The sequence below is a fragment of the Embleya sp. NPDC059213 genome, assembly GCF_042754445.1.
Taxonomy (GTDB): domain Bacteria; phylum Actinomycetota; class Actinomycetes; order Streptomycetales; family Streptomycetaceae; genus Embleya.
Window position 1 is genome coordinate 1 of the sequence record NZ_JBHZAV010000352.1, and the last position, 4,577, is coordinate 4,577.

Below are 4,577 nucleotides of genomic sequence, written 5' to 3' on the forward strand. Positions count from 1 at the left end.
TCACCCCCCCCCCCTCACCCCCCGCCCCCCCCCCCGGGGGGGGGCCCCCACCCCCCCCGGGGGGGGGGCCCGCGCCATGTCCGCGACCGGCCCGACCGACACTCGGGCCGGCGGCCCGGGTCAGCGGAACGCCGGGATCACCTCGGCACCGAACAGCCGGATCATCGCGGCCAGTTCATCGAAGGAGCCGCGCGTGGACACCGGGCTCGCCCCGGCCGGCAGCCCCGCGCCGAAGGCGGCGTGCACGTGCTCGCTGCCGGTGCGGTCGCGGTAGCGGGTGATCTGGGCGATCACGTCCTCGGGGTCGCCCCACAACAGGCGGTCGCGGGCGATCTCCTCGGCGGGTACCCGTTCACCCGCGTCCAGGCGGCGGAACAACTCCCGCTCGTCGGCGTCCTCGGCCGACTCGCGCCAGTGTTCGAGCAGGCCGCCGACGTATCCGGGCAGCACCTCCTCGGCCACCGCGCGGCGATCCTTGCCCAGCCACGCATAGCGGCGCAGCACCCAGTCCGGACGCCGGGCGTGCGTCGCACAGGCCGCCCGGTAGACCGCCAGGCAGGATCGGGCCTTGGCCAACGACTGCACCGGACCGCACAACCACGCGTCGCCCAGCCGCGCGGCGCGCTCGACGGCGGCGTCGGCGACGCCCGCCACCCACAACGGGATGCGCTCCTGAACCGGGCGCGGGTGCACGGTCAGTTCGGGAAAGTTGTGGAAGCGACCCCGGTAGCCGACGTTCTCCCGGGTCCAGAGCAGCCGGAGGATCTCCAGCGCCTCCTCCATCCGCGCGCCCCGGGTGCGGAAGTCGGATCCGTGCACGGTGTATTCCAGCGGCCACCAGCCCAGCCCGACGCCCAGGGTGACCCGGCCGCCGGAGATCTCGTCGATCGTGGCGACCTGTTCGGCGACCCGCACGGGGTGGTGCACCGGGAGTTGGAAGATGCCGGTCCCCACCCGCAGCGTCTCGGTGCGCGCGGCGACGGCGGCCAGCAGCGTGAGCGGATCGCTCATGTTGCCCGGCATGAAGTGGTGGTGGCCGACGGTGGCGGTGTCGAAACCCGCCTCCTCGGCGATCCGGGCCAGCGCGAAAGTGCGGTGGTACGGCTGCGCGTGGCCGGCGTCGCGAAGCACGGGCAGCGACATGGAGAACTTCATGCGGCCGGAAGCTAGCAGCGTCCTCGCAAGCTCTCCAGGGCCGCGCGGCCCCGCCGGTCCAAGCGACGGCGGCGGGCCCGCGGGCCGGCGGGGCGCGGGCCGGGCGGGCTCGGCGCGCCGGTACGCTCGCTCGGCGGGGTCGGGTGGTGTGCACGGTGGAGGCGATGACGATGGCCGAGCGGGTCGCGGTGGGACTGGTCGGGGCGGGTCCATGGGCGAGTCTGGTGCACGCGCCGGTGTTCGCGGACGGGCCGGAGACCCGGCTCGCCGCGGTGTGGGCGCGCCGCCCGGAGGCGGCCCGGGAACTGGCCGAGACCCATGGGGCCCAGGCGTGCGCGCGGTTCGACGAACTGCTCGACCGGTGCGAGGCGGTGGTCTTCGCGATCGCCCCCGAGGCGCAGCCCGCGCTGGCCGAGCGGGCGGCCCGGGCGGGCAAGGCGGTGCTGCTGGAGAAGCCGATCGCGGACGACCTGGACGGCGCCCGTCGATTGGCCGACGTGATCGGCGAGACCGGGGTCGGCTCGATGGTCGCGTTGAGCGCTCGATACGCGCCGCGGGTACGGGACTTCCTGGCCCACCTGGAGAGCGCCGACACCCGGTGGCGCGGCGGGCGACTGGCCTGCGTCACCGGCGCCTTCCTCGATGGTCCGTTCGCGGCGTCGCCGTGGCGACAGGCTCGCGGGGCGATTCTCGACGTGGGGCCGCACGCGTTCGATCTGATGAGCGTCGCGCTGGGCGACGTCGTGGAGGTGCGGGCCGATGCCCCCGGCGACGGGTGGACGGCGGTACAACTGGTGCACGCCGGCGGCGCGGTGTCCCAACTGGTGCTGTGTTGCGCCGCGGCGGCGGGCCACCGCTACGACGTGGAGGTCTACGGGGCGACCGGGGTCGCCGCGCTCGACCTGTCCACCGCGATCGACGGGGCCGCGTTCGCGGTGCTGCGCGCGGAGTTCGCGAGCCTGGTGCGCGACGGGGGCGAGCACGTGTGCGATGTCCGCCGCGGGCTGTACCTCCAGGAGGTCGTCGCCCGCGTCGAACGACAACTCGCCGCGGCACGCTGAGCCGCGCGCCGCGACGATCACGTGTGGTGGGTCAGGCCGTCGGCTTGCGGGCGATGCCACCGGCCATCAGCTTCTGACCGACGGTCAGCGGCTCCTCGACCGGCTCCTCCGGCCGCCACTGCGGCAGGAACACCACGCCCGGCTCGACCGGTTCCAGGCCCTCGAAGTACGCGGATATCTCCTCGATCGTACGGAAGCGCCCCGAACCCAGGTCGGTGAGCAGCGCCTTCTCCAGCGCGACCGCGTCCGGGCTGGACGCGCAGAAGTGGGTGAGGAAGAGGAAACTGCCGGGCGGCAGCGCCTTCTTGTACGCCTCGACGATCTGCTCGGGGCCCTCGTCGTCGTTGAGGTGGTGCACGACGCCGACCAGCATCAGGCCGATCGGCTGGTCGAAGTCGATCAGGGCCCGTACGTCCGGGTGGTTCAGGATCTCGGCCGGGTCGCGCAGGTCTGCGGTGACCACCGTGGTCCGGTCGTTCTCGGCGAGCAGCGCCCGGCCGTGCGCGAGCACGATCGGGTCCTTGTCCACGTAGACCACCCGGGCCTCGGGCGAGTGCTCCTGGGCCACCTGGTGGGTGTTCTGCACGGTGGGCAGGCCGGAGCCGAGGTCGAGGAACTGGCGGATGCCCTGCTCGGCCATGTACCGCACACCGCGCCCGAGTATCGCCCGGTTGTACCGGCCGACATCGCCGATCTCCGGGACGATCGCCAGCGACGCCTCGGCTATCGCGCGGTCCACCGGGTAGTTGTCCTTGCCGCCGAGTACCGCGTCGTAGACTCGCGCGATGCTGGGCGTGGAGATGTCGATGCCGACCGGTCGCCAGTCGTCGTTCGGCTCGACCGGAGCGTTGTCCGCCGTTTGCGAGTCGTCTGCCATGAAGGCTCCAACCGTGGATTGATGGAATGGTCGATTCCCGTTGCCGGCAAGCCTATTGGTGCCGGACCGGGTTTTGTCGCCCGGGCCGGGGACCAACCGCGACGTTCCGAGCCGACGCGGGTGGCGACGTACACGCCCCCCTCGCCCACGCCTCCATCCGGATGAACGCGCGTGGCAGGTGACGCACCAAGGGTCGATCTCCGGCATTCCGCCCATGCGTTCCAACCTGTCGATGGGCGCCGCGTCCCCCCGGAGGTCTTCGGAGGACCCGCGAGAGCGGTGCGGCGAAAGGGGTGTCGGCTCGCCGATAATGCGATCCATGGATCACATCAGTCATTTCCGCCGTGAGGTTCGTGCGTTCGAGGCCGCCGCGCGGCGGGGTCTGAACGCTCCCGAGGCGCCCGTCGTGCCGTCCTGTCCGGAGTGGACGATGAGCGATCTGGTGGTGCACCTCGGCGGCGTGCACCGCTTCGTGGCCCGGGTCGTCGTGGCCGCACTCGCCGAGCCGCCGCCGGTCACCGACATCGGGATCTACGCCCTGCCCGAGGACCGCACCGGCTGGCCGACCCCGGGCGGTCCCACGCCCACCCCGGGGCCGTTGCCGCCCGGCCTGGTCGACTGGTTCGCCGCCGGGGCGGGCGAGTTGGCCGACGCGTTCGCCCACACGCCGGCCGCGCGCACGGTCTGGACCTGGTCCGCCGAGCAGAGCGTCGGTTTCTGGCTGCGCATGCAGACCATCGAGGCCGCCGTGCACCGCTGGGACGCCGAGCAGGCGGTCGGCGCCGCCGCTCCGGTGCACGCCGAACTCGCGGCGGACGCGATCGCCCAGCACTTCGAGGTGATGGTCCCGGCCCGGCGCGAGCGGGGGCTGGCGCCGCCCGGGTCCGGCGAGCACCTGCGGTTCCGGCAGACCGACGGACCGGGCGACTGGGCGCTGCGTCTGGTCGGCGACGAGGTCCGGTTCGGCCCGGCCGAGGGGCGCGGTGATGTCGAACTGGCCGGTACGGCATCGGACTTGGCGCTCTTCCTGTGGGGCCGCCTCCCGGTGGACCGGCTCACCGTCACCGGCGACCGCGACACCGCCGACCGGTACTTCACCCTCGTCCCACCGGTATAGCGCCGAACCGCCCTGGGGCCGCCGTCAATTCGTCGGGGGTGGCGTATCCGTCGAGGCGTCCGAGACCCTGGGGAACGGGCGCGGGTAGTGCACACCGAGGTGGAAACGGTCGGCGAGGACGTCGGCGAACGCCGCCGCGATCCGGTACTCGCCGGCCGGGTTCGGGTGCAGGCCGTCCCCGGTGTGGTCGGCCGCGATGAACTCGGCGTCGGTGGTGGCCACCACGATCGGCGACTCGTCGCTGTTCAGGTCGGCCGCGAGGGCGTCGATCCGCGCGTTGAAGGCCGCCGCCCGGGCGGCGAAGTCCGGGTCCGGGCCCGCCTGATGGGTGGGCAACACGTGGCCGAGCACGATCCGCAGACGCGGG

At 73.4% G+C, this 4,577-nt stretch carries 4 protein-coding genes and 1 pseudogene; 2 read left to right on the forward strand and 3 right to left on the reverse strand.

Features of this window, described 5'->3' with window-relative positions:
• Positions 1-120: 120 nt before the first annotated feature.
• Positions 121-1,155 carry an LLM class flavin-dependent oxidoreductase gene (locus ACFXMF_RS46885; RefSeq protein WP_379991770.1) on the reverse strand — a complete coding sequence of 345 codons (1,035 nt, stop codon included), beginning with the start codon at positions 1,153-1,155 and terminating at the stop codon, positions 121-123.
• Positions 1,156-1,319: 164 nt separating this feature from the next.
• Between ACFXMF_RS46885 and ACFXMF_RS46890 the strand changes: the two genes are divergently transcribed.
• Complete coding sequence (locus tag ACFXMF_RS46890) at positions 1,320-2,216, forward strand: Gfo/Idh/MocA family oxidoreductase (RefSeq protein WP_360309194.1); 897 nt, start codon at positions 1,320-1,322, stop codon at positions 2,214-2,216.
• Positions 2,217-2,247: 31 nt separating this feature from the next.
• On the opposite strand, the gene ACFXMF_RS46895 is transcribed toward ACFXMF_RS46890, so the two are convergent.
• A complete protein-coding gene (locus ACFXMF_RS46895) occupies positions 2,248-3,093 on the reverse strand; it encodes an SAM-dependent methyltransferase (RefSeq protein WP_360309196.1) in 846 nt (281 codons plus the stop codon).
• Positions 3,094-3,412: 319 nt separating this feature from the next.
• On the opposite strand from ACFXMF_RS46895, the gene ACFXMF_RS46900 reads away from it, so the two are divergent.
• Positions 3,413-4,210 (forward strand): maleylpyruvate isomerase family mycothiol-dependent enzyme, encoded by a 798-nt coding sequence (locus ACFXMF_RS46900; protein ID WP_379991769.1) that lies wholly within the window; start codon positions 3,413-3,415, stop codon positions 4,208-4,210.
• A 24-nt stretch (positions 4,211-4,234) separates the two neighbouring features.
• Here the strand turns inward: ACFXMF_RS46900 and ACFXMF_RS46905 are convergent.
• Positions 4,235-4,577 (reverse strand): annotated as a pseudogene (locus tag ACFXMF_RS46905) (hypothetical protein); the annotation flags it as partial.

Bases quoted from the DNA above. Each gene is read 5' to 3' on its own strand.
- ACFXMF_RS46890 (WP_360309194.1), top strand. From the start codon at position 1,320: ATGACGATGGCCGAGCGGGTCGCGGTGGGACTGGTCGGGGCGGGTCCA.
- ACFXMF_RS46885 (WP_379991770.1), bottom strand. From the start codon at position 1,155: ATGAAGTTCTCCATGTCGCTGCCCGTGCTTCGCGACGCCGGCCACGCG.
- ACFXMF_RS46895 (WP_360309196.1), bottom strand. From the start codon at position 3,093: ATGGCAGACGACTCGCAAACGGCGGACAACGCTCCGGTCGAGCCGAAC.
- ACFXMF_RS46900 (WP_379991769.1), top strand. From the start codon at position 3,413: ATGGATCACATCAGTCATTTCCGCCGTGAGGTTCGTGCGTTCGAGGCC.